Source organism: Aquabacterium sp. (assembly GCF_016195855.1).
Classification (GTDB): Bacteria; Pseudomonadota; Gammaproteobacteria; order Burkholderiales; family Burkholderiaceae_C; genus Aquabacterium.
In genome coordinates this window covers 566,603-591,564 of sequence record NZ_JACPYU010000016.1, presented here as the reverse complement: position 1 = coordinate 591,564, position 24,962 = coordinate 566,603, and the positions used below count along the sequence as shown (strand labels likewise).

The following is a 24,962-nucleotide window of genomic DNA, read 5'->3' as shown; positions in this document are numbered from 1 at the left end:
GCCCACAAACCCTGGGGTTCACGGGAGCGGCTGGTGGCTACAATCAGTTCATTGTATTCAAGCTGGTTTGGACCGACGTGAACGAGTTTCGTACCTGGATGTGCCTGATTTGCGGCTGGATTTATGACGAGGCCGCCGGTTTGCCTGAAGAGGGTATCGCGCCCGGCACGCGCTGGGAAGACGTTCCGATGAACTGGGTCTGTCCTGAGTGCGGTGCGCGCAAGGAAGACTTCGAAATGGTCCAGGTCTGATCTTCGTGATCGAGTTGATTTTGGCCAAGGCCCCAAAGGGCGTTGGCCGTCTGGAGGAACGCGTCCGTGTCTGATGCTGAGAACCCCGAATTGAAGGCGGGCACCAAGGTGCTCGTCATTGACGACAGCAATACCATTCGCCGCAGCGCCGAAATCTTTTTGAAACAAGGCGGTTACGAAGTGGTGTTGGCCGAAGATGGTTTTGATGCCCTCTCCAAAGTCAATGACCACAATCCAGATGTTATTTTTTGTGACATTCTGATGCCCCGTCTGGACGGATATCAAACCTGCGCCATCATCAAACGAAACCCACGGTTCACCAATACCCCGGTGATCATGCTTTCTTCGAAGGATGGCCTGTTCGACAAGGCGCGTGGGCGCATGGTGGGCTCGCAGGACTATCTGACCAAACCTTTTACCAAGGACCAATTGCTGCAGGCTGTGGCGCAATACAGCGCCAGTTGATTGCAACATTGGCTGTCAGGCTGGTGCCTGTCAGGATGAATAATGCGTGTGCGCCGGGCTTCCCGAAACCCTGAGTCAAGCGTGCACCGAGGAGTTGATATGCCCATTCAGAAAATATTGCTGGTTGACGATTCCAAGACCGAATTGCATGTCCTGTCCGAGTTGCTGACGAAAAAGGGCTACCAGGTGCGCACGGCCGAAAATGGCGAGGAAGCCATGCGCCGTCTGCAGGAAGACAAGCCTGACCTGATCCTGATGGACGTGGTCATGCCCGGTCAGAACGGCTTCCAGCTGACCCGCGCCATCACGCGCGATCCGGCTTTTGCCAGCGTGCCCGTCATCATCTGCACCAGCAAGAACCAGGAAACCGACCGGGTCTGGGGCATGCGCCAGGGGGCGCGAGACTACGTGGTCAAGCCAGTCAACCCTGAAGAGTTGCTGTCCAAAATCAAGGCCTTCGGCTAAGAAGAGGTCGCAGCAAGATGGCCAATAAAGAAGCCTTGAGGGAGTTGCAGCAACGTCTGGCAGATCGTCTGCAGATGGTGCGTCAACAAGCGCCCGCGCGCAGTTGGTTGGCTGTCGAGATTGCCGGTCACGGTTTTCTGCTTTCACTGGACCAGGCGGGCGAGATCTTCCCGCTGTCCACCATCCAGCCTGTGCCGCACAGCCAGGCCTGGTTCCTGGGTGTGGCCAACCTGCGCGGCCAGTTGCACGGTGTGGTCGACATGGCGGCCTTCCTGGGGCTGCCGCAGCGCCAGACGCGCAGCCTCAACGAATCGGTGACCCGGGACGCCGGCCGCCTGATCGCTTTCAACTCGGGCTTGCAGATGAATGCAGCCCTGCTGATCGACCGCCTGATGGGCTTGCGCAACGCCACGGCCCTGACGCCGGCGCCAGACGCAGCCGGCGTGGTCAAACCGCATTTCATCGGCCAGCAGTTCAACGACGCGTTGGGCCGCACATGGTACGAACTGGATCTCGCCGGCCTGGTGGCCGACGAGGCCTTTCTGAAAATTGATGTTTGACGGGGCTGACCCCGTCTGGCAGTACACAGTGGAGCAAAAGGCATGAGTTTCCTGAGTCGAATCAAGGACCTGGGCAAAACGCAGGACGACGACGAGGTCCAGTCCGAGGCATTGAGCACCGAGGGCATGGTGACGTCCTCTGGCGCGCAGTCGGTCGACACCCAGGCCGCGCCTTCCACCATCCAGCCCGGTGGCAGCACGATCACGTCCGATTCGATCATCTCGGAGGACGCGCCGTCCGAGTTCCCGCCTGACTACCACGACAACCGGCTCAAGAACGAGGTGCCTGATGGCCCCTTGATGGCCGAGCCGCAAACCGGCCTGCCCGTGATCGGCAAGTGGCGCCTGGACCGCCAGCAACGCTTCATCGGCGGTGCGCTCGGTGTGGGCATGCTGGGTCTGCTGCTGTCCGCCTTCCTGTCGGTGACCTCTGCCGACCGCCGTGCGGCGCAGACCGGGGCAACCGGTCAGGCGCTGATGCAGTCGCAACGCCTGGCCAAGTCGGTGTCGCAGGCCTTGATCGGCCGGGCACAGGCCTTCGGCGAAGTGGCAGACAGCTCCAAGGTGCTGGCCAGCAACGTGCGTGGTCTGGACAAGGGCGACTCCGCACTGGGCCTGAGCGAAGTGCATGGCGCTGCCAAGGAAGAGCTGACCAAGCTGCTGCCCCTGGTGGACCGCGCCGAGAAGAACGCGGACTACGTGTTGAAGCAGAAGCAGACGCTGACCCAGGTGAGCCAGGCGCTGCGTGAAGTCAACAGCCAGTCGTCCGAACTGCTGGACCTGGCCGAAGGCATTGCCACGACCAAGATCGAGAAGGGCGGCGTGACGCCCGCTGAAGCCTCATCGCTCAACCAGCTGGTCATGCTGACGCAGCGTATCGGTAAGTCGGCCAACGAATTCCTGACGGTGGAAGGCGTGTCGACCGAGGCCGTGTTCTTGCTGGGCAAGGACCTGAACGCCTTCAAGGAAATCGCCGAAGGCCTGCTCAATGGCAACGCCGACCTGAAGCTGGTCGCCTCGAAAGACCCGGCCGTGCGCGAACAACTGGATGCGCTGCTCAAGATCTTCGAGCGTACCCGCACACAGTCGACCTTCATTCTGGGTTCGCTGCAAGGCCTGGTAGCCGCACGTGATGCCCAGGTGGCCGTGATCGATGACTCCGAGCCACTGCGCAAGGGTCTGGAAACGGTTCAGCAGAAGCTGACTGAAAGCGCCGGTATTGGCGGGGTCAACGTGGCCCTGATCCTGGTCTTCCTGTTGATCACCGTGGCAGCCGCTTACGGCTTGCTGCGCGTGTTCCTGACCGACCAGAACCACCGTCGTCAGGTGGCTGAACAGCAGCGTCAGGAAGCCGAACGCCTGGAGCGCGAAGCTAAGCGCGTCAATGACGCCAACCAGGCCGCCATTCTGCGATTGATGAACGAACTGCAACTCGTCGCTGAAGGTGACTTGACGCAACAAGCCACGGTGACGGAAGACATCACCGGCGCCATCGCCGACTCGGTGAACTTCACGGTGGAAGAGCTGCGCAACCTGGTGGCACAAGTGCAAGGCACGGTGCAACGGGTGACGGAGACCACCGGTGAGGTGGAAGCCACGTCGACCGAACTGCTGGCCGCCTCCGACGAGCAGCTGCGCGAGATCCGTGAAACCGGTGAGTCCGTGCTGCAGATGGCCGGCCGGATTAACGAGGTGTCTGCACAAGCCCAGCACTCTGCTGAAGTGGCGCGCCAATCGCTGGCCGCTGCCGACTCCGGTCTGCAAGCCGTGCAGAACGCCATCGGCGGTATGAACACCATCCGCGAGCAGATCCAGGAAACCTCCAAGCGCATCAAGCGGCTGGGCGAATCGTCTCAGGAAATCGGCGAAATCACCGAGCTGATTTCCGACATTACCGAGCAGACCAACGTGCTGGCGCTGAACGCCGCCATCCAGGCCGCATCCGCTGGTGAAGCCGGCCGCGGCTTCTCGGTGGTGGCCGAAGAAGTGCAGCGTCTGGCTGAACGTTCCGCCGATGCGACGCGCGAAATTGCCGCGCTGGTGCGCACCATTCAGACCGACACGCAAGATGCCGTGGGCGCCATGGAGCGCTCCACGCAGGGTGTGGTGGAAGGGGCCCGACTGTCCGACGCCGCCGGCTCCGCGCTGGGCGACATCGACCGCGTGTCTCGCCGACTGGCCGAGCTGATTGAGCAGATTTCCTCGCAGGCCCTGCGGGAAGCGGAGTCCGCCAACGTGGTCGTGGCCAACATTCAGCACATTTTTGCCGTGACCGAGCAGACCGGTGAAGGTACCCGTTCAACCACGCAACTGGTGCGTGAGTTGTCCAGGACCGCCAACGAACTTCAACAATCGGTGGCCCGATTCAAGATCGCTTCCTAAAAGAGCGAATGAACCATGGACAGCTTGCACAACGACGCTCCTTCGCCCTCCGATGACCTCAGTGCCCTGGCCTGGGTTCACGAGGAACTGCGCAAGTCGCTGGATGCGGCCCACAAGGCGCTGCACCGGTGCCTCAAGGATGTGACATCGGCCGGGCTGTCCGACATGGACGCCATGGACCCGGCCATCCTGCGCACGGCACGCCAGCAGATCCACCAGGGTGTGGGTGCGCTGGAGTTGGCCGGTGTGCCCGCGGGCGCGACGCTTTTGCGTGCCGCCGAAGCCGTGGTGCAGAAGTTCGTCAACCGTCCGCAGTCCATCACCGAAGAGGCCGTGCGCGACGTCGAGAAGGCCTCCTTTGCCTTGCTGGACTATGTCAGCCGCCGTTTGTCGGGCAAGCCCGTCTCGGCCATGGCGCTGTTCCCGCAGTACGAGGCCTTGATGGCCCGCGCAGGCAGCGTGCTGCCACGCCCGACCGATCTGTGGTCGCAGGATTGGCCCGATCTGTCGCTGGAAGCGCCACTGGCCCCGCCTGAGAACGTGCAGCCGCGGGCCGCCGATGCGGCCACCGTCGACGATTTTGAAACCGGCCTGCTGAACCTGCTCAAGCGCAATCAGCCTGTCGATGCCGTGGCCCTGGCCGACTTGTGCGCCTCGCTGGCCAGCGGTGCCGTGCAGCGCTCGGCACACCGGGAGTCCGCCACCTGGATGCTTGCCAGTGGTTTCCTGGAAGGCCTGGCTGGTGCCCACGTGCCCTTGAGCGTGCATGCCAAGCGCGTGCTGTCGCAACTGCTCAGCCAGTTGCGCGTGCTGGTCAAAGGCAACGCCACGCCGTCCGACCGGCTGGCCAATGAACTGCTGTTCTTTTGCGCGCAGGCCTCCGATGTGCCCGCCGCCGAGAACTCGGTGCTGGCGCGTGTGCGCCGCACCTTTGGCCTGGAGCGCCACAAGCCTGTGGACCTGCAGGCGTCCTCGCTGGGCAAGTACGACCCGGCCTGGGTGGCGCAGGCCATCAAGCGTGTGGGTGGCGCCAAAGACGGCTGGTCCGCCGTGGCCGCTGGCGAGTTGTTGCGACTGGGCGGCCTGAACGAGCAGTTCTCGCTGGTCAGTGATTCGCTGCGCCGCCTGTTCCCGCAAGGCCAGTCCCTGGCTGACGCCTTGACCCATGCCGTGCACAACACGGTTCAGGCCGCCAAGGCGCCCGAGCCTTCGCTGGCCATGGAAGTGGCCACGAGCTTGTTGTACATCGAAGCCTCGCTGGAAGACGGCGAGTTCGACAGCCCCGATCAGCAGCAGCGCGTGCAGCGCCTGGCGCAGCGCATCAACAGCGTCAGCGATGGCCATGATGCCCAGCCGCTGGAAAGCTGGATGGAGGACCTGTACCGCCGGGTGTCCGATCGCCAGACGATCGGCAGCGTGGTTCAGGAGCTGCGCACCACGCTGACCGACTGCGAAAAGCACATCGACCAGTTCTTCCGCGACCCCAAGGACACCACCCCCCTGGTCAACGTGCCGGGGCAGTTGCAGTCCATGCGCGGCGTGCTGGCCGTGCTGGGCCTGGATGTGGCGGCGCACGCCACCGTGCGCATGCGCGAGGCCGTGGACCACCTGCTGGTGCCCGGTGCCGACCTGGATCAGGCTGCGCAAGAAGGCGTGTTCGATCGCCTGGCAACCAACCTGGGCGCACTGGGCTTTTTGATCGACATGATGGGCGTGCAGCCTGCTTTGGCCAAATCCCTGTTCACGATGGACGAGGCCACTGGCGTGCTCGCGCCGGTGATGGGGCGGGAAAAAAAAACCCAAGCTGACCCCGTAGAAGTCGTTGCGCAGCATGTTCAGCTGGAAGAAGCGCATGCGGTGGTCGAAGAAGTGGCCGAGGTTCTGGAGCGCGATGACGCCTCTTTGAGCGAGGTGTCCGAGCAATTGCAGAAGCTGGCGGAAACGCAGCACGTGCAGGAGCAGGCCGGCCTGGCCGAAAGCGTGGCCGCAGCCCAGGCGGCCATCGAATCGGCCCAGGCCAGCGACGATGAGGTGGCCTTGGCCGCTGCACGCGAGCAGGTCTCGCAAGTGCTGACCGACTTCACGCAGTCGGTGTCAGACGCCGAAACCCTGCAGCCTGAACCCCACTTCCCGCCACAGGCACCTTTGTCACTGGCACCTGCCGCTGTGACGCAGGAAACCGGCCTGGAAGAAGACGACGAAATGCGCGACATCTTCCTGGAGGAAGCGCGCGAGGTCATCGACAACATGCAGCAGGCGCTGGTCCACCTGGCTGCGCAGCCCGATGATGTGGGTTCGCTGACGGCCGTGCGCCGGGGCTTTCACACCCTCAAGGGCAGCTCGCGCATGGTGGGCCTCAAGGAGTACGGCGAGGCTGGCTGGGCTTGCGAGCAGATGTACAACGCCTGGTTGGCGTCGCATGATCCCGTGAGCGCAGATTTGCAGGCCGTCACGGCCGAGTTGCTGGGCCACTTTGCCTTGTGGACGGACGCGATCTCGGCCAAGCAGGATGCCGGCTGGAAGGCGCAACCCGTGATCGCAGTGGCCGATGCCCTGCGTCTGCATGGCCAGCGCAAACGCCTGTCTGAGGTGGCCTCTGCCCCCGCGTCTGAGCCCGAAGGCGGCGAGCCTGAAGAGCCTGCCCCGGCTGCGTCCGCGCCGGTGATCGAGACCCTGGCTGAGCCTGCACCCGTTCTGCTGGCCGAGCCCAAGCCCGTTCCGCCCGGCCTGGACTGGGAGCTGCCCGAGTTGGGGCAGGTCACGGAAGAAGCGCCGGTTCAGGTTGAGCCGGTGGCGCCCACGCTGTCCTTCGACGAGCTGGATCTGCCTGACGCGGTGCCCGCGCCGCTGGAGTCGGTGGTGGTGTCCGAGATGGACCTGCCAGAGTTGGTGGTGACCACCGAGCCCGACACGGTGCTGGACCCGCAGGCCCTGCCCGAGGTGGACACCCAGCCGCAGGACCTGATGGCCGAACCACTGGCCGATCATGAGTTGATCGTGCTGGATCTGGATGCATCGGCTGGCACGCCGCAGGCGCCGCTGGTGGTCGAGACCATCCATGCGCCTTCGACGCCTGCTGCCTTGTATTCCGAGTCTGAGGAAGTGGTTGAAGAGCCGCTGGCCGAGGTGACCTTGACCGACCCCAAGGAGTTTGTGCTCCTTGACGACAACGACCCCACGCAGGCTGGCGATTTGCTGGACCTGCCAACCGAGTCGGCCCGTGCTGACAGCACCGCGCGCACCGAACCAGCTGAACCCACCGACAGCGAGCAGCCGCAAGCCGTCGACAGCGCCGTCGCCGACGAGCCTGTCGATGAGCAGGTCAAGGTGGTGGGTCCTTTGCGCATCAGCATCCCGCTGTTCAACATCTACCTCAACGAGGCCGATGAGCAATCGCGCCGTTTGAGCACCTCGCTGGGCGAGTGGGCCCTGGAGTTGCATCGCCCTGTGGGTGATGACGCCATCGCGCTGGCGCACTCCCTGGCTGGCAACTCCGGCACCGTGGGTTACACGGAGCTGTCGCAACTGGCCCGCCTCCTGGAGCACGCCTTGATGCGCTCGCAGGCCCTGGGTGGTGGCGAAGCCGAGGCCGTGTCGCTGTTCAATGAAGCGGCTGAAGAGATCCGGCGCCTGCTGCATCAGTTCGCCGCGGGCTTCCTCAAGACCCCGTCCGACGAGCTGATGCGTCGCCTGGAGTGGTACGACCACGAGGCCTCGCGCCGCATCGAGGCGCGCAGCCTGGTCAGCGATCTGGATGAGCAGGTGGTGCTCGATGCGCCCCCGCATGTCGATCCCTTTGCGCCTGAAGGTGCAAGCCAGCCTCCGTCTGACTCGTTGATGGGTGACTTGCCGGTTGAAGACGCGCGTCCGCATCTGCGCCTGGTTCGCGCTGCCGATGAAGTCGAGGCCACCCAGCCCGCGCCCTTGGGCGTGGCCGAGTTCAAGGAGTTCGAGCCCCTGACGCCCGAGGCCGACGCACTGCAAGGTGCTTTACCCAGCGTGCAGGGTCTGAGCGGGGCAGGGCCCGTGCATTGGGACGACGAGTCCGACATCGATGCGCAGGACAATGTAGACGCTGACCTGTTCCCCATCTTCGAGGAAGAGGCTCAGGAACTGCTGCCCCAGTTGGCCAGCCAGACACGCCAGTGGCTGGAGATGCCCGATCACCCCGCTGCGGCCGCCGCCTGCATGCGCACGCTGCACACCTTCAAGGGTGGTGCGCGCCTGGCCGGTGCCATGCGCCTGGGCGAGCTGGCACACCGCATGGAGTCCACGATCGAGCGCTTGCTGGCGTCCGATCACATCATCCCGGCCGATGTGGCGCCGCTGGAAGGGCGCGTTGACCGCCTGGTCGAGGTGTTCGAGGCCCTGCGTGCCCGTGATGCCCAAAGTTACGACGAGCAGGCCAGCCGTCCGTTGCCGCCCGCCGAGCCGGTGCTGTCTGTGCCTGAGCCGACCGTGGTCGCGGCCCTTGAGGCTCCTGCGGTCGTCGAGCCCCAGGCTTTGCCGGTGTCCGTCACGCCCCTGATGCCGCGTCAGCCCGGCGAAGCCAAGCTGGAGCCCATCGACTGGGCCGGCCTGAGCCGCGCAGGCCAGGTGCCTTCGGTGCGCATCGAGCGTGAGCATGTGCAGGGCCCGTCGCAGGCGGCCGTGCGTGTGCGCCCTCAGTTGCTGGACCGCCTGGTCAACCACGCCGGTGAGGTCAGCATCACGCGCACCCGTCTGCAGTCGCAGGTGGGGCAGATCCGTGGCTCCCTGACCGACCTGACGGACAACCTGGAGCGCTTGCGTCAGCAACTGCGCGACATCGAACTGCAGGCCGAAACCCAGCTCAGCACCCGCATGGAAGCGGCCCGTGCCATGAGCCAGAACTTCGACCCGCTGGAGTTCGACCGCTACACGCGCTTCCAGGAACTGACCCGCATGATGGCCGAGTCGGTCAACGACGTGGCCACCGTGCAGCGCACCTTGCAGCGCAACCTGGAAACCGCAGAAGACCAGTTGGCCGCTCAGGCGCGCCTGACGCGTGACCTGCAGGACGACCTGCTGCGCACCCGCATGGTGGAGTTCGACGGCCTGTCTGATCGCCTTTACCGCGTGGTGCGCCAGGCGGCCAAGGAAACCGGCAAGCAGGTGCGGCTGGACATCCAGGGCGGCTCCACTGAAATCGACCGTGGCGTGCTGGAGCGCATGACCGGCTCGTTCGAGCACTTGCTGCGCAACTGCATCACCCACGGTATCGAGGATGGCGCCACCCGCACGGCCAATGGCAAGGACGCCACGGGCCAGGTCATCGTGGCGCTGCGCCATGAAGGCAACGAAGTGGCCATCGAGTTCCGTGACGATGGCGCAGGCCTGAATCTGGATCGCATCCGCTTGCGCGGTGTGGCCATGGGCCTGCTGCTGCCGGACGACAAGCCCAGCGAAGCCGAACTGGCGCAATTGATCTTCACCTCGGGCTTCTCGACAGCCGAGTCCGTCACCGAGTTGGCCGGCCGCGGCATCGGCATGGACGTGGTTCGCTCCGAAGTGAACGCCATGGGTGGCCGCATCGAAACGGCGACATCGGTTGGCAAGGGCACCAGCTTCACGCTGATCCTGCCGCTGACCACCGCGGTGACCAAGGTGGTGATGCTGCGGTGCGGCGCCATCAACATCGCCGTGCCGACCCACCTGATCGAGATGGTGCGCCGCGCGCGTCCGCAAGAAGTGGTGCAGGCTTATCAGCAAGGCAGTTATGCCTTTGCAGATCTGGTTCTGCCCTTCTACTGGCTGGGTGCGCTGCTGGACTTCAGCCCGCGCGGCATGGAAGGCGGGCGCACGCTGCCGGTGGTCATCGTGCGTTCGGCGCAGCAACGCGTTGCGCTGCACGTGGACGAAGTGCTGGGCAACCAGGAAGTGGTCGTCAAGAACCTGGGGCCGCAATTGGCGCGCCTGCCTGGTCTGGCGGGCATGACGCTGCTGGCCTCCGGTGCCGTCTCGCTGATCTACAACCCGGTGGCGCTGGCCACCGTGTACGGTGACCGTGCCCACGCGCAGACGGCGCAGGCACTGGCTGCTGCCGCCTCGGATCTGGACGGCTGGCTGCAAGCTGACAGCAAGCAGTCCAACAAGGCCAAGGCCGTGACGGAATCCGCGGAGCCCCAGGCCCCGCTGGTGCTGGTGGTTGACGATTCGCTGACCGTGCGCAAGGTGACCCAGCGCCTGCTGGCGCGTGAAGGTTATCGCGTGATGCTGGCAAAAGACGGGTTGGAAGCCCTCGAATTGCTGGCACAGGAGCGCCCTGCGGTGGTACTGTCCGACATTGAAATGCCCCGCATGGATGGTTTCGACCTCGTTCGCAACATCCGCGCGGATCAAAAGTTGTCTGATCTGCCGGTCATCATGATCACTTCACGTATCGCGCAGAAGCACCGTGACTACGCAACCGAGCTGGGTGTGAACCACTACCTGGGCAAGCCATACGGCGAAGAAGAGTTGCTGGCACTGGTGGCGCGCTACACGGTGCCGCATGAAGTGGCGGTCTGATTCATTGCAGTAAAGATTTGTTGGCCATCACCGCAACCCCATCCCACGCCGCGGCCGTGCAACCGGTTGCCGAGGATGCCATTTCCCATCTGGCGGCCCTGACGGCCCAGCGCGACCGCGAAATGCTGGACGTGTCGCTGGCGCAAGGGGTGCTGGAGTTGCTGTCGGTCAGCAGCGTCGGTGTGTATCGCCTGGTCGGCCGTGACGAAGAGCCGCGCCACTGGCTGTGCAGTGGCCTGGCGCGCCGCAGCCAGTTGACCGTCAGCGACCCACCCTGGGTGGACCTGGAATCCCTGCCGCCCCTGGGCGCCTACCCCATGCGCGAGTCCGTGTTGGAGGCGCGCTTGCTGGAGCAGGCCGAGTTGAGCGAAGAGGCCTGCGCTGATCCCGCATTGCGTCACGTCACCGTGCTGCCCTTGCAGGTCGAAGTGGGCTTGCCTGGCGTGCTGGAAGTGTGGTCGGACAAGCCCTTGTCCTTGCAAGCCCTGCGGCCCATCCAGACCCTGCTGAAGGTGTTTGGCAACTTTCAGAACCTGCTGGAGTCGAGCCAGCGTGATGCGCTCACGGGCTTGCTCAATCGCCAGACTTTCGATGCGTCCTTCCTGAAGGCCTCGATGCCCGTGGCGTCCGACCTTCATCAGGTGCCCGCCGGTGAGCGTCGGGCCGTGCCGGTGACGGGCTATTGGCTGGGCGTGGTCGACATCGACCATTTCAAGAAGGTCAATGACGGCTTTGGTCACCTCATTGGTGATGAGGTGCTGGTGCTGGTGGCGCGCATCATGCGGCAGTCCTTCCGTCACTACGACCGGCTCTATCGCTTTGGCGGCGAAGAGTTCGTGATCCTGCTGCGCGGTGGCAACGAAGTCGATGCCATGGGCGCTTTCGAGCGTTTCCGTTGCAATGTCGAGTCCTACCCCTTCCCGCAGGTCCACAAGGTGACGGTGAGCGTCGGCTTCACCGAGATCCAGCACCAGGACACGCCCAACGTGTCCTTTGCGCGGGCTGACCAGGGCGTCTACCAGGCCAAGCACCAGGGGCGCAACCAGGTGTTGTGCTTCGAGGCCCTGGTGCGCGAGGGCGTGCTGGCATCCGAAGACACCCACATCGGCGACGTCGAGCTGTTCTGATCTGACGCCCGGCTGGGCTCAGCCCTATTTCTTCACGGCCTTCTTTGCAGGCTTCTTGCGGGCCAGCTTCTGGATGTCCTTGTCGCTGGCGGTCTTGAGCACCGCATAGCGCTCCAGTGTTTCCGCGCGGGCTTCGTCGTGCATCACGATGGGTTGCGGGTAGTCGCGCCCGATCACCACGTCATCGATGCTGGCCAGGTCACTGGGGCGAGCCAGCCAGGGCGCGTGCAAGGCCCGGTCGGGCAGGGCGGCCAACTCGGGCACGTAGCGGCGGATGAACTTGCCTTGCGGGTCGAACTTCTCGCTCTGGTTGATGGGGTTGAAGATGCGGAACCAGGGTTGCGCATCGCAGCCACTGGAGGCGGCCCATTGCCAGCCACCGTTGTTGGCCGCCAGATCGAAATCCAGCAGCTTCTCGGCGAAATAGGCCTCGCCGCGCCGCCAGTCGATGCCCAGGTCCTTGATCAGGAAGCTGGCTACCACCATGCGCAGGCGGTTGTGCATATAGCCCGTCTGGTTGAGCTGGCGCATGGCCGCGTCCACCAGGGGGTAGCCGGTGCGCCCATCGCACCAGGCCTGGAAATGCGCCTCGGCCTTGCTGCCATGCGCCCATTTGATGAGGTCGTATTCGCGCTTGTAGGCGTGACCCACCACGTGGGGGTGGTGAAACAGGATCTGGTGATAGAAATCGCGCCAGATCAGCTCGGACAGCCAGGTCTGCGCGCCCGATGAGCCGTTCTTGGCGCGCTCCCAGGCCAGGCCCGCCAGCTGCCGGATGGACACGGTGCCAAAGCGCAAGTGGGTGGACAGGTAGCTGGGGCCTTTGATGCCGGGGAAGTCCCGTGTTTCGTCGTAGTGGTCGATGCGGTGCAGGAAGTCGTCCAGCAGAGACTGGGCGCCGCTCATGCCGGCGGGCACCTTCATCTCACCCACGGCCTCGAAGCCGATGGTGCTCAGCTCGGGCACCCTGGGCGAGCCAACCGGGTGCACTTTGGCGGGTATGGGCGCCAGATGGGCGGCGAAGCGCTCAATGGGGTAGGGTTTGACGTAGAACGGGTCGATTTTCTTGAGCCAGGCGTTCTTGTAGGGCGTGAACACGCCATAAGGCGAGTCGTTGCCCGTCAGCACCTCGTTGCGCTCGAAGATCACGTGGTCCTTGGACGTGAACAGGGCGGCGCCCAGGTTACTCAACTGGCCGCGCACCTGGGCGTCCCGGGCCTGGGCGGCCGGTTCGTCATCGTGGTTGGCGTAGACCGCCTGCACGCCCAGTTGCGCCACCAGCTTGGGGATTTCGACCTTGGCCGAGCCATGGCGCACGATCAGGCCGCAGGTGGCGCCGCTGGCAGCTGAGGCGTTCAGCTGCGCCAGCGGGTGTTGCCGGCCCAGGGCCTCCAGCGCCTGGTCCAGCTCGACCAGGCTGCGCTGGATGAAGGCCACGCGCCGGTCAAAGCGGGGGAGCGGGTCCAGGATGTCCGTGTCGAAGACAAAGGCGCACCACACGCGGCGGGCGTTTTTCAGGGCGTGGTAAAGCGCCGCGTGGTCCGTGCTGCGCAGGTCGCGTCGGAACCAGACCAGGGCTGAATCGATGACTTCGGTCATGTCTTGGGCGTTCGTTTGTCAGCAAGCCGGCTTGCGTGAAGGGTAAATGGGCCAATCAGCATGAAAGGGCAGGGCGCGGGCGTCTAAAATTGCGCCATGTCTGCCGGTGCTTCCAACCCTATCAATCTGACCAACCAGTTCCTCATCGCCATGCCGGGGATGAGAGACGGCAATTTTGCCGGTACGGTGGTCTATATGTGCGAGCACAACGACAAAGGTGCGTTGGGCCTGGTCATCAACCGGCCCATTGACATCAACCTCAAGCACCTGTTCGAGAAGGTGGACCTCAGCCTGGAGCGGCCCGACCTGGCCAGCCGGCCGGTGTTTTTTGGCGGCCCGGTGCAGACCGAGCGGGGTTTTGTGCTGCATGAAAGCCTGGATGCCGAGGGGGGGCACTACAACTCCACCTTGAAAGTGGCCGAGGGCCTGGAGATGACCACCTCGCGCGATGTGCTGGAGGCGCTGTCCAACGGGGCTGGCCCACGCAAGGTGTTCATCACGCTGGGCTATTCCGGCTGGAGCGCGGGGCAACTGGAGGAAGAGCTGTCCCGCAACGGGTGGCTTACTGTAGACGCCGAACCCGACATCATCTTCAACACGCCAGTGGAGCAACGCTATGACAAGGCTTTGTCTCTGCTTGGCATCGACCGCAATTTCCTGATGGGCGAGGCTGGGCACGCATGAGTGGCCCGACCCTGACATACCTCGCTTTTGACTACGGTCTCAAGCGGGTGGGCGTTGCCACGGGCAACAGCCTGATGCGCCAGGCGCAGCCACTGCGCACCATCGCCGCCGAAGGCAAGCCCCGTTTCGAGCAGATCGCCAAACTCATCGAAGAGTGGCGCCCGGATGCCCTGGTCATCGGGGTGCCTTTCCATCCGGACGGCGCGGAGCACGACAATACGCTGCGAGCACGCAAGTTTGGCGGCCAGCTGCGCGGGCGCTTTCACCTGCCGGTGCACGAGGTCGACGAGCGCTACTCCACCACCGAGGCCATTGCCGACGGTGCGCGCGACCTGGATGCGGCCTCTGCCGCCATCTTGCTGCAACAATATTTCAACGATCATCCACAGCCCTGACTAGCAAGAGGCCACCGTGAGCGACACCACGCCCCACACCCTGCACCTTGATGCCGAGGCGCTTTACGACAACCTGCTGGCAGGTTTGCGCCGCATCGTCACCCCGGAGACCACGTTGGTGGGCGTCTGGTCAGGTGGCGCCTGGCTGGCCGAGCGTCTAAACCGCGACCTGGGGATCAAGACGCCTCACGGCGTGATCTCGTCGGCCCTGCACCGTGACGACTTCAGCTCCCGCGGCATGTCCACCACCAAGGACGCGACCCACCTGCCGTTCGAGGTGGAAGGGCGTCACATCCTGCTGATTGACGATGTGCTCTACACCGGCCGCACCACGCGTGCCGTGATCAATGAGCTGTTCGACTTTGGCCGTCCCGCCAGCGTGACACTGGCTGTGCTGGTGGACCGCGGTGGCCGCCAGTTGCCCATCGAGCCGGCCTTGTCGGCGGCCCGCATCACGCTGCCTGCCAATGAGCGGGTGTCGCTGGACCGCACCGAAGACGGCCGCTTCCAATTCCATTTCGAGAGGGTTTGATGCTCAAGACCAACCCACAGCTCAACAAGCATGGCGAGCTGATCCATTTGCTGTCCACCGAAGGACTGCCCAAGCCCATCATCCACCAGATCCTGGACACGGCCGAGCAGTTCCTGAGCGTCAACGACCGCGAAGTCAAGAAGGTGCCCTTGCTGCGCGGCAAGAGCGTCTTCAACCTGTTCTTTGAAAACAGCACCCGCACCCGCACGACCTTCGAGATCGCCGCCAAGCGCCTGAGCGCCGACGTGATCAACCTGGACATCGCCCGTTCATCGGCCTCCAAGGGTGAAAGCCTGCTGGACACCATCGCCAACCTGAGCGCGATGCAGGCGGACATGTTCATCGTGCGCCACTCCGAGTCCGGCGCGCCCTACCTGATCGCGCAGCACGTGGCACCGCATGTGCATGTGGTCAATGCCGGTGACGGCCGCCACGCGCACCCCACGCAGGCCTTGCTGGACATGTACACCATCCGGCACTACAAGAAGGACTTCAGCAACCTGACCGTGGCCATCGTGGGCGACATCGTGCACTCGCGTGTGGCCCGCTCCAACATCCATGCACTGACCACGCTGGGCGTGCCCGAAGTGCGTGTGGTGGGCCCGCGCACCCTGGTGCCCGGTGACCTGCGCGAGATGGGCGTGCGCGTGTGCCACGACATGGCCGAAGGCATCCGTGGTGCAGATGTCGTGATCATGCTGCGCCTGCAGAACGAGCGCATGTCCGGCGGCATGCTGCCCAGCGCCGGCGAGTTCTTCAAGGAGTTCGGCTTGACCGAATCCAAGCTGGCCCTGGCCAAGCCCGATGCCATCGTGATGCACCCGGGCCCGATCAACCGCGGTGTGGAGATCGACTCGGCCGTGGCGGACGGCAAGCAAAGCGTGATCCTGCCCCAGGTGACCTTCGGTATCGCCGTGCGCATGGCGGTCATGTCCATCATCGCGGGGAATGAAGCATGAAGATCCTGATCAAGAACGGCCGTCTGGTCGACCCCGCTTCCGGCCTGGACCAGATTGGCGACCTCGCCATCACCTCGGGCCGCATCAGTGCCATTGGCGCTGCCAGTGCCGACTTCGCCGCTGACCGCGTCATCGATGCCAGCGGCATGATCGTGGCCCCCGGCCTGGTTGATCTGGCTGCGCGCCTGAAAGAGCCGGGGCATGAGCACGAAGGCATGCTGGAGTCCGAGCTGGCCGCCGCTGCCGCGGGTGGCGTGACCAGTGTGGTCTGCCTGCCCGATACCGATCCCACGCTGGACGAGCCCGGACTGGTCGAGATGCTCAAGCTGCGTGCGCGCAAGCTCAGTCGCTGCCGCCTGTTCCCCTTGGGAGCGCTCACGCGTGGCCTCAAGGGTGAGAACCTCACCGAGATGGCCGAGTTGCATGAGGCAGGCTGCGTCGGCTATTCGCAGGCCGAAGTGCCCATCAAGGACACCCAGGTGCTGCAGCGCGCCCTGCAGTACGCGGGCACCTTTGGCTACACCGTCTGGCTGCGTCCGCAGGATGCCTGGCTCGGCAAGGGCGTGGCTGCCAGCGGCCCGGTGGCTACACGCCTGGGCTTGTCGGGCGTGCCCGTCAGCGCCGAAACGATTGCGCTGTGCACCATCATCGAGCTGGTGCGGGCAACGGGCGCGCGGGTCCACCTGTGCCGCATCTCCAGCGCACAAGGGGTCGAGCTGATCCGCCAGGCCAAGGCCCAGGGCTTGCCCATCACGGCTGACGTGAGCATCAACTCCCTGCTGCTCACGGACGTGGACATCGGCTACTTCAACCCCGCCATGCGCGTGACCCCGCCGCTGCGCCAGGGCCGCGACCGCGATGCCCTGCAGGCCGGCCTGCTGGACGGCACGCTCGACGCCCTGGTGTCCGACCACACCCCGGTTGACGAGGACAACAAGACCCTGCCGTTTGGCGAGGCCGAGCCCGGTGCCACCGGCCTGGAGCTGTTGCTCAGCCTGGCCCTGAAGTGGTCGGGTGCAGACCAGAGCGACCAGCCCGATGCAGCCAAGCTGCGCCGCGCGCTGTCGGTGGTCACGCAAGGGCCGGTCAAGGTCCTGGGCGAGTCCCTGGGCTCCTTGTCGTCCAGCGCGGGGCGTCTGGTTGCCGGCGGTGTGGCCGATGTGGTGATCTTTGACCCGGCTGCGCGCTGGGTGGTCGAGCCTTCTGCGCTGGTCAGTCAAGGCAAGCACACACCTTTTGCCTTCAGCTCGACCGGTTTCGAGCTGGCGGGCCGGGTGCAACTCACGCTGGTGGCCGGTCAGGTCGCGCACGAAGCTGAAACGCGACGCGTGGCGGCATGAGTGCCACCCTGGGTGATCAACAACGCCAGCCCGGGCCGTCCGGCCCGCTGGAGCTGGCTCAGGCCGTGCCCCTGGCGGCGTGGCGGCTGTCGCGCGTCCTGCTGCATGTCCTGGTCGCCTATGTGCGCTCCTACCTCGTCTGGCCCAAACTGGACGAGCAGGGCTGGCATGACGAAACGGCCCGCTGGTCCAGCAAGCTGCTGACCATCCTGGGCATCGAGTTGTCGGTGCAGGGGCAGGCTCGGCCCGGCGCCAAGCTGGTCGTGTCCAACCACGTGTCCTGGCTGGACATCGTCGCCATCAACTCCGTGGTGCCCTCGCGCTTTGTATCCAAGGCCGAGGTGGGGCAGTGGCCTCTGGTCGGCCGGTTGGTGACCGCGGCAGGCACCCTGTATCTGGTGCGGGAGCGCCGCCGGGACGCCATGCGCGTGCTGGGTTTGATGTCCAAGGCCATGCGCGAGGGCCACACCCTGGCGGTTTTTCCGGAAGGCACCACCGGCGACGGCCATGGCGTGATGCACTTTCACGCGAATTTATTGCAGGCGGCCATCGATGCCCCTGCGCCCGTGCAGCCCGTGGTGTTGCGTTATAGCGACCCTCAGCATGCCGTGAGCCCCATTGCGGCCTATGTGGGCGACACCACCCTGATGCAATCCTTGTGGTGGATCGTCACCGCCAGAGGGTTGCGAGTGCACGCTCACATCCTGCCTTTGCAGACGGTAGCGCACGCCGACAGAAGGGCGCTGGCAGATTTGTTACAGGCCCAACTGTCCGATTCCCTGCATCTGCAAAATCATTAATTCGTGCGTTAGTGAAAAAGTGCACGTTGCGAAACACCTTATTCAGGGGATTGGTGTCAAGTGGTAACTCTACTCTGACGACAACCGCAAAGCCCTTAGGCAAAGTGGTGGCGCATTCGGTCACAACACCGACTTCCAAAAAGCATCAGGTGTTCAGACCGATTCGGCGTCCCGTCAACCCTGTTGAGGAGTCCCTCCAATGTCAGAGAAAAAACTTCGGCGCCTTCCACTGGCGGCCGCAGCCTTGGTCACTTGCATGAGTGCCCAGGCTGACTACCAATCGCCTGACGGCAACTTCCGTTTGTCCGGCTTCGGTACGCTGGGTGCAGTGCACAGCAGCACCAATGACGTCGAATTCAACTACCCAGGGCAAGGTGGCGGCGCGGGCACCACGCCGAACATGAGCCCCGACAGCAAGTTGGCGGTTCAAGGCTCCTACAAGTTCACACCGACGTTTTCCGCCACGACCCAGGTGATGGCGCGCTACGACGCCAGTTCGCAATACGTGCCCTCGGTCGATTGGATTTTTGCCAAGTGGCAAGCGCTGCCAGCGCTGACCGTGCGTGGGGGGCGCATGGGTGCCCCGTTCTTCATGGTTTCTGACTTCCGTAACGTGGGCTACGCCAACACGACCGTGCGTCCGAACCTGGATGTGTACGGGCAGGTACCCACGGATCAGTTTGAAGGCGGCGACGTGACCTACCAGTACGCGCTGGGGTCCACCACCTTCAATGCCACGCTTTATGCCGGCGATTCCAAGGCTGACTACGCCTCTGCTTTCAGAAGCAGTGGTCGGGAGTTGGGGCCTTCCAACTTTCAGTTGAAGAAGCTGAAAGGTTTGAACCTGACCGCCGAAATGGACAACGGCCTGACGCTTCGCGCTGGGTATTCAAAGTCCAAGATATCGTTGACTTCAGACTCAGTAAACGGTCTGTTGGCCCTTGGTGCACAAGCTACTGGCCTCGGTATTCTCAATTCGAGTCCCGCGTTGGTTGACGTTGGCACGAAGATCACGAATGCCACCAACGCGACGCTGGTGACCCAGGACAAGGATATTTCTTTTGTTGGCTTTGGCGCAAGTTATGACCAAGACAATTGGATCATTTCAGGCGAATACACCAAGCGCCGCAGTAACAGCTTCATTGCTGATACCACTGGCTGGTACACCAATGTTGGTTACCGTGTGGGGAAATTCACGCCCTACATCGGCTTCTCTCGCTTGACTGTCAACAGCGCCAATGTCACGGCTACAACCGTCGTGCCGCTTGCTCAGGTCGCTCCTCTGACGACCTTTGCCAATGGTGCTAACAGCGGCATCCAAAGCGTGCTGAACGTTCAAAAATTGGCTCAGCGCACGATCACCCTGGGTTCGCGTTGGGACGTGATGCCCAATGTGGCCTTGAAAGCCCAGTGGGATCAAATTCATAAACCGGCAGATTCATGGGGACTTTTCTTTACCAGGGACCCCAGTGCTGCTCAAGAGCAATCCTTCCTGCAAAACCGCCGTACGGTCAACGTGTTGTCCGTGTCGATGGACTTCGTGTTCTAAGCGGAAGGGAGCATTAAATGAAACTCAAGCACACCCTTCAAGCCGCCGCCGCAGTTGCACTCTTGACCCTGGCCCAAGCAGCCAGCGCCCAGGTCGCTGTGATCGTCAACCCCAAGAGCTCGATGGCCTCCATGACGCCCGAGCAGGCCGCCGCCATTTTCCTGGGCAAAAGCTCGACGCTGCCTTCCGGTCAGACCGCCGTTCCGGCCGATCTGCCAGAATCCAGCCAGGCTCGGGAAATCTTCTACAGCAAGGCGGCCGGCAAATCGCCCGCGCAGGTGAAAGCCACCTGGGCCCGTCTGACCTTCTCTGGTAAGGCCACGCCTCCCAAGGAAGTGCCGACGGCCGCTGACGTGAAGAAACACGTGGCCGCCAACGTGGACGCCATCGGCTACATCGAAAAATCCGCAGTGGATAGCACGGTCAAAGTTGTCCTGACCGTGGAATAAGTCTCTCCGGGCAAGGGTTGTCACGCGATTGTTCGTGTGGCAACCCTTTATTGTTTCCGGACAAAGACAATTTTTCTGGGGCCTCTACAATCTCGCGTCCCGTTGAAAGGTCCCTGATGTTTTTTTCCGAGTTTTCCGGGTCGCTGCACGATGGTCTCGTGCAATGGGCGATCCAAGGTCTGACAGACGCCAGCTGGTGGCAAATTGTGGCTTTCACACTGCTTGTGACGCACATCACCATTGCATCTGTCACGATCTACCTGCATCGCTCGCAGGCGCACCGTGCGCTCGAGTTGCATGCCATCCCCTCGCATTTCTTCCGCTTCTGGCTGTGGCTGACCACCAGCACGGTCACCAAGCAGTGGGTTGCCGTGCACCGCAAGCACCACGCCAAGTGCGAAACCGCTGAAGATCCCCACAGCCCGGTGGCTCACGGCATCAAGAAGGTGCTGCTGGAAGGTCGCGAGCTGTACCGCGACGAGGCCATGAAGGCCGAAACCCTCAAGAAGTACGGTCATGGCACGCCCGATGACTGGCTTGAGCGCAAGCTTTACACCCCGCGCAACGACTGGGGCCCGATCGCCATGCTGCTGATCGACCTGGCCTTGTTTGGCGCCATCGGCATCACCGTGTGGGCCGTGCAGATGTTGTGGATCCCGATCACCGCGGCCGGCATCATCAATGGCCTGGGCCACTGGTGGGGCTACCGCAACTTCGAGGCGCCCGACGCGTCCACCAATGTGTCGCCCTGGGGCATCATCATTGGCGGCGAGGAGCTGCACAACAACCACCACACCTATCCGACCTCGGCCAAGCTGTCGGTCAAGCCTTACGAGTTCGACATCGGCTGGGGCTATATCCGCGGTCTGGAAATGCTAGGGCTGGCCAAGGTTCGCAAGACACCGCCGCGCCTGCAACTGGGTGACATCAAGCCGGTGGCCGATGCCAAGACCCTGGAGGCCATCGTGGCCAACCGCTACGAGTTGATGGCCCGTTATGCCAACGAGGTGCGTTCGGCCTGCTCGGCTGAAGTCAGCCGCCTCAAGGCCAGCGGCCAGGTGTCTGCCGCCAACCAGTTGCAGCGTGTGCGCAACTGGATGCACCGCGATGCCGATCAGATGCCCATGGACATCCAGCAGCAAGTGGACCAGGCTCGCGCGGCCAACCCCCATCTCGACAAGCTCATCGCCATGCGCGAAGAGCTGCGTACGCTGTGGACACGCACCAATGTGTCCGCTGAGCAGCTGGTGGTGGACCTGCAGGCCTGGTGCCAGCGTGCCGAGGCCAGCGGCATTGCCGCATTGCAGGATTTCTCTCGCAAGCTGCGGGCGGCGCATGCCTGATAAATGATCAGCCGCTCGTCGTTTCGACACTGAAAAGCGTGCCCTTTGCGGCGCGCTTTTTTTTTGCCAGATTTGCGCGTTTTCTCACAAGCCAATGAAAAAGATCTTACTGAAGGCTTAAGTGTTCTCTTTTCCGGCCGTAAACCTGTCCTGTATTTCGTATTCTGATTTGCCGCTCATAAATTATTGAGCGCAGAAGTAGTCCGGTCAGTGTCGGCCTGCCCACGGCAATGCCCCGCGAATCCGGCAGATTCATGAAAGAGGTTGAAGGCGATGGAACACATCATGCAAAGTCCTGCCGAGCTCCCCAGCAAGCAAGTCGCATCAGGACATGAGGCTGCCAGCGCGGCACCGTCCACGGCCAACCCCATGCGCAAGATCATCTTCATGGTCGGCGTGGCCATTTTTGTGTTCCTGGCCGTCACCAGCTACAGCGTGCGCCAGTCCTTCCAGAGCAGCGACCAGCTCTCTGCGATCAAGGACTTGTACTTCCCTGTGCTGCAGAAGATCGAAGCCAATATTGTTCGCCTGGACAAGATGGAGGAGCTGTTCATGCGCTCCGTCATGCTGGGTGACCATGACCCGCTTGATGAGGCCGAAGACTTCTATAAGAAGGGCGACGAGGTGTTCGTCGAGATCGAGCAGATCTACCCCGAGCGCACCAAGGAAATCAAGGCCCTGCGTGAAGAGTACAAGCAGTACAACGCCATGGCCTTGCAGACGGCCGAGGACTTCCTGAAGAACAAGATCGCCAACATGCCGGAGCAGACCAAGCGCATGAACAAGACGCTCAATGCGTTGCGCGAGTCGATCAAGAAGTTCCGCGAATCGAGCTATCAGAACTTCGTCAAGACGCTGGCGCAATCGCAGCAGACCGTCAAGCTCAACCTGTACATGGGCATCGCGCTGGGCGTGATGAACTTGATCTTCATGGGTGTGCTGGTCTTCTTCATCCGCAACAACGTGGCGATGATGGCCGTGATTGCCGAGCAGAACGCCACCCTGGAAAAGCGGGTGGCAGAGCGCACGGCCCAGTTGCGTCAGAAGACGCACGACATCCAGGCCATGCTGCAGAACATGCCTCAAGGTGTGCTGACGGTGCTGCCCGGTGGTGTGATCCACCCCGAGTACTCGGCCTACATGGAGACCATCTTCGAGACCAAAGACATCGCCGGTCAGAACATGATGGAGCTGGTGTTCACCAACACCAGCCTGGGCTCCAACGACCTGTCTCAGGTGGATGCGGCTGTGGGCTCATGCATCGGCGAAGACCTGATGAACTACGAGTTCAACTCGCACCTGCTGGTCACCGAGTTCAACAAGACCATGCCCAATGGCGTGGCCAAGAGCCTGGAGCTGAGCTGGTCGCCCATCTCGGATGACAACGACGTGGTCGAAAAGCTCATGCTGTGCGTGCGCGACGTGACCGAGCTCAAGCGGCTGGAAAGCGAAGCCGGCGCGCAAAAGCGTGAACTGGACATCATTGGCGAGATCCTGGCTGTCAGCCAGGAGAAGTTCCAGGACTTCATCGAGAGCGCCTACACATTTGTGGCCGAGAACGAAGAGATCATCCGCAAGGCACCTCAGAAGGACCTCGATGCGATTGGCCTGCTCTTCCGCAACATGCACACCATCAAGGGTAACGCCCGTACCTATGGCCTGCTGAACATGACCAACGTCGTGCACGAGACCGAGCAGGAGTACGACGACCTGCGCAAGGACGAAGAAAAAGTCTGGGACCAGGATGCCTTGTTGAACCAGCTCGCATTGGTCCATGCCTCTGTTGACGAATACCACAAGATCAACGACCTCAAGCTGGGCCGCAAGGGCCCGGGCCGTCGCGGCAATGTCGAGCGCTTCCTCATGGTCGACAAGGATCAGGTTGCTCGCACCATGGAGCTGGTCAAGGCCGCCAACACGGGCGACCTGGCTGATGCACGCAAGGCCTTGAGCGAAGTCGAGCGCACACTGCGCCTGATCGGCACCGAGAAGATCGATGTCGTGCTGGCTGGCATCGTCGAGTCCATGCCCTCCCTGGCCAAGGAGCTGGGCAAGGAGGCTCCGCAGATCAGCATTGCCGACAACGGCATCGTGGTGCGCAACCAGGCCATCGGCCTGCTCAAGAACGTGTTCACGCACTTGTTCCGCAACTCCATGGACCACGGGTTGGAGGCAGCCGAGGCGCGTCAGGCTGCGGGTAAGAGCCCGGTGGGGCACATCCAGTTGGCTGCGGCATTGGATGCGGGGCAGCTCACCTTGAAATTGCATGACGATGGCCGCGGCCTGGCCGTGGGGCGCATCCGTCAGAAGGCCATCGAGAACGGCGTGTTGAGCGAAGGCGAGACCCGCTCCCCCGAAGAGATCGCCAACCTGATCTTCGCGTCGGGCTTCTCGACGGCCGACAAGGTCACCGAGGTGTCCGGGCGCGGCGTGGGCATGGATGCGGTTCGTGGCTTCCTGCAAAAGGAAGGCGGCGATGTGGCCATCCGTTTCACAGACAACAACGCCGGTTCGGATCAGCGAGCTTTCGAGCTGGTGATCACCCTGCCCGAGAAGTTCGCTGTCAAGGCCTGATCGGGCTCAGGCGCATGACCAGGCCCTGCTGGTGCACGCCGGTGGGGCCTTTGTTTTACGGCCATACCCTTGTTGTGACAAGGGCGAGTGCAAGTTGTGAAATGCGTGCAATTTGAACGCCAGTGCAACTTTATGACGTGCCGTATGCGCCGATAAGCTGAAGTAACGATGTGGTTGTCACCATGGGTTCATGGCCAGCCGCGCGATCACCTCAAGGGTTCTCAAGATGCTGCTTTACTCGATTGTGTTTTTATCGGGATGCCTGCTTGGTGCGCTGGGTGCGTGGTTTCATCACCAGCGGGCCATGAAGCTCCGCGGTGAGGTGGTGCTGGCCAGCGAGGCCCACGCCCGTGAAGCCAGCTTGCAGCACACCATTGAAGAGTTGCGCCAGGAGCTGGACCAGCACCAGCGCCGTCTCCACGAAGAGCAATCCACGGCGAAGTCCGAGATGAGCCAGCTCAAGCAAGGCCTGGATCGTCAGTTGCGTGACGTGCAGGCCATGGCCTCGGGCAGCAAGGAGCAGACGCTGGTCAATTGCAACCGCCTGGCCGATTCGATCGAGAAGCTGCTCACGCTGATCAAGACTTTCGAGCGCTGGCATGCCGACATGAACGTGCTGATCACGCACAACCGCGAGATGCATGACCGCAACGACGAGTTCGCGGCCATCGTGCGCCAGGTGGTGATCGTGGCGCTCAACGCCTCCATCGAGGCGGCGCGCGCGGGTGAGCAAGGCAAGGGCTTTGCGGTGGTGGCCAACGAGGTGCGGACCCTGGCCAACCGGGCCGAGGCCTTGTCCAACGATTACCGCAACAACCTCTACAAGAACGACCTCATCACCACGACCACCTTCCAGGACCTGCAGGCGGGCGGCAAGATGATCATTGGTGCCGTGACCGAGTTGCAGTTGATCAACAGCAAGACCAAGGATGCCCTGGTCGTTGAAACGGTCTGACAGCC

At 63.0% G+C, this 24,962-nt stretch carries 19 protein-coding genes; 18 read left to right on the top strand and 1 reads right to left on the bottom strand.

Annotated features, from left to right (window positions below; translation table 11 throughout):
• The first annotated feature begins 98 nt into the window (after positions 1-98).
• The 7 genes from HY019_RS16040 (at position 99) to HY019_RS16010 (ending at position 11,778) form a co-directional block, all read left to right on the top strand.
• Positions 99-251 carry a rubredoxin gene (locus tag HY019_RS16040; RefSeq protein ID WP_035043462.1) on the top strand — a complete coding sequence of 51 codons (153 nt, stop codon included), beginning with the start codon at positions 99-101 and terminating at the stop codon, positions 249-251.
• A 66-nt stretch (positions 252-317) separates the two neighbouring features.
• Entirely contained in the window at positions 318-716 is a 399-nt protein-coding gene (locus tag HY019_RS16035; protein WP_290694070.1) for a response regulator, read from the top strand.
• A 99-nt stretch (positions 717-815) separates the two neighbouring features.
• Complete coding sequence (locus HY019_RS16030; protein WP_290694069.1) at positions 816-1,181, top strand: response regulator; 366 nt, start codon at positions 816-818, stop codon at positions 1,179-1,181.
• A 17-nt stretch (positions 1,182-1,198) separates the two neighbouring features.
• A complete protein-coding gene (locus tag HY019_RS16025) occupies positions 1,199-1,741 on the top strand; it encodes a chemotaxis protein CheW (RefSeq protein WP_290694068.1) in 543 nt (180 codons plus the stop codon).
• Positions 1,742-1,783: 42 nt separating this feature from the next.
• Positions 1,784-4,123: a methyl-accepting chemotaxis protein gene (locus tag HY019_RS16020; RefSeq protein ID WP_290694067.1), complete on the top strand. Its 2,340-nt coding sequence runs from the start codon at positions 1,784-1,786 to the stop codon at positions 4,121-4,123.
• Between the two features lie 15 nt (positions 4,124-4,138).
• On the top strand, positions 4,139-10,651 hold the full coding sequence (locus HY019_RS16015; RefSeq protein ID WP_290694066.1) for an Hpt domain-containing protein: 6,513 nt from the start codon (positions 4,139-4,141) through the stop codon (positions 10,649-10,651).
• A gap of 20 nt (positions 10,652-10,671) precedes the next feature.
• Positions 10,672-11,778 carry a GGDEF domain-containing protein gene (locus HY019_RS16010; RefSeq protein ID WP_290694065.1) on the top strand — a complete coding sequence of 369 codons (1,107 nt, stop codon included), beginning with the start codon at positions 10,672-10,674 and terminating at the stop codon, positions 11,776-11,778.
• 24 nt (positions 11,779-11,802) lie between these two features.
• On the opposite strand, the gene HY019_RS16005 is transcribed toward HY019_RS16010, so the two are convergent.
• Entirely contained in the window at positions 11,803-13,377 is a 1,575-nt protein-coding gene (locus HY019_RS16005) for a deoxyribodipyrimidine photo-lyase (RefSeq protein ID WP_290694064.1), read from the bottom strand.
• Between the two features lie 96 nt (positions 13,378-13,473).
• On the opposite strand from HY019_RS16005, the gene HY019_RS16000 reads away from it, so the two are divergent.
• The 11 genes from HY019_RS16000 to HY019_RS15950 all read left to right on the top strand — a co-directional run bounded on the left by HY019_RS16000 (position 13,474) and on the right by HY019_RS15950 (position 24,957).
• On the top strand, positions 13,474-14,061 hold the full coding sequence (locus HY019_RS16000) for a YqgE/AlgH family protein (RefSeq protein ID WP_290694062.1): 588 nt from the start codon (positions 13,474-13,476) through the stop codon (positions 14,059-14,061).
• A complete protein-coding gene (gene ruvX / locus HY019_RS15995) occupies positions 14,058-14,456 on the top strand; it encodes a Holliday junction resolvase RuvX (RefSeq protein ID WP_290694060.1) in 399 nt (132 codons plus the stop codon). The genes HY019_RS16000 and ruvX overlap by 4 nt, the downstream gene beginning before the upstream one ends.
• 16 nt (positions 14,457-14,472) lie before the next feature.
• Positions 14,473-14,988 (top strand): bifunctional pyr operon transcriptional regulator/uracil phosphoribosyltransferase PyrR, encoded by a 516-nt coding sequence (gene pyrR, locus HY019_RS15990; protein ID WP_290694058.1) that lies wholly within the window; start codon positions 14,473-14,475, stop codon positions 14,986-14,988.
• Positions 14,985-15,947, top strand: coding sequence for an aspartate carbamoyltransferase catalytic subunit (locus tag HY019_RS15985; RefSeq protein ID WP_035039415.1), 963 nt, complete (start codon positions 14,985-14,987; stop codon positions 15,945-15,947). The genes pyrR and HY019_RS15985 overlap by 4 nt, the downstream gene beginning before the upstream one ends.
• Positions 15,944-17,287: a dihydroorotase gene (locus HY019_RS15980; RefSeq protein WP_290694055.1), complete on the top strand. Its 1,344-nt coding sequence runs from the start codon at positions 15,944-15,946 to the stop codon at positions 17,285-17,287. The genes HY019_RS15985 and HY019_RS15980 overlap by 4 nt, the downstream gene beginning before the upstream one ends.
• On the top strand, positions 17,284-18,087 hold the full coding sequence (locus HY019_RS15975) for a lysophospholipid acyltransferase family protein (protein WP_290694053.1): 804 nt from the start codon (positions 17,284-17,286) through the stop codon (positions 18,085-18,087). Before HY019_RS15980 ends, HY019_RS15975 begins: the two co-directional genes overlap by 4 nt.
• A 256-nt stretch (positions 18,088-18,343) precedes the next feature.
• Complete coding sequence (locus HY019_RS15970) at positions 18,344-19,636, top strand: hypothetical protein (RefSeq protein WP_290694052.1); 1,293 nt, start codon at positions 18,344-18,346, stop codon at positions 19,634-19,636.
• A 17-nt stretch (positions 19,637-19,653) separates the two neighbouring features.
• Positions 19,654-20,085, top strand: coding sequence for a hypothetical protein (locus HY019_RS15965; protein ID WP_290694050.1), 432 nt, complete (start codon positions 19,654-19,656; stop codon positions 20,083-20,085).
• 116 nt (positions 20,086-20,201) lie between these two features.
• A complete protein-coding gene (locus HY019_RS15960; protein WP_290694048.1) occupies positions 20,202-21,428 on the top strand; it encodes a fatty acid desaturase in 1,227 nt (408 codons plus the stop codon).
• A 285-nt stretch (positions 21,429-21,713) separates the two neighbouring features.
• Entirely contained in the window at positions 21,714-24,002 is a 2,289-nt protein-coding gene (locus HY019_RS15955) for an ATP-binding protein (protein WP_290694046.1), read from the top strand.
• A 304-nt stretch (positions 24,003-24,306) separates the two neighbouring features.
• Positions 24,307-24,957: a methyl-accepting chemotaxis protein gene (locus HY019_RS15950; RefSeq protein ID WP_290694043.1), complete on the top strand. Its 651-nt coding sequence runs from the start codon at positions 24,307-24,309 to the stop codon at positions 24,955-24,957.
• The last annotated feature ends 5 nt before the right edge of the window (positions 24,958-24,962 follow it).